This is a genomic window from Actinomadura keratinilytica (assembly GCF_039539665.1).
Classification (GTDB): Bacteria; Actinomycetota; Actinomycetes; order Streptosporangiales; family Streptosporangiaceae; genus Spirillospora; species Spirillospora keratinilytica.
On record NZ_BAABDO010000301.1, the window covers coordinates 1 to 550 of the forward strand.

The 550-nt window shown below is 69.8% G+C and carries 1 protein-coding gene; it reads left to right on the forward strand.

Annotated elements, in window-relative coordinates; translation table 11 throughout:
• Positions 1 to 9 precede the first annotated feature (9 nt).
• Positions 10 to 550: NsdA family TPR-like regulatory protein (locus ABD879_RS32820; RefSeq protein WP_486303749.1), on the forward strand; the 541-nt coding region annotated here is incomplete at its 3' end.

The following is a 550-nucleotide window of genomic DNA, read 5'->3' on the forward strand; positions in this document are numbered from 1 at the left end:
GCCCTACGGTTGACGTCCCGAGCCGCATCCGCCGCCCAGCACCTCCCCTCCCCACGGCTGCACGCGTTGATCGCCCTCCGCCAGGCGCTCCCGCACGCCGCACTCGGTGACGACCTGGCGTTCCGGCAGGCCATCGACACCGCCCGCCGCGAACTGGACCGAGGCCCCCACCCCACCGACCCGGCCTGGACGGACTTCGTTCTCCCCTCCGAGATCAACTCCATCGAGGCCAGCGGTTACCAGTTGCTCGCCCGCATCCACGGCACCAACATCGACCAGGCACTGAACCTGTACCAGTCAGTGCTCGACGACCCGACACGCACGCCCCGAGACAAGACCACAATCCGCGCCCGCGTCGCCGCCACCCTGCTCCAGGCCGGCGACGTGAAAGAAGCCCTCAACACAGGCAAGGCAGCACTCCCCGCCTACTCCGGCGTCACGTCAGGCCTCGCCCTCAACACCCTCCGCCCCCTCCGAGAAGCCGCCGCCAACCGACCCGACGCCGACGACTTCCGCCACCACTACGACCAAGCCCTACACACCACCGCCG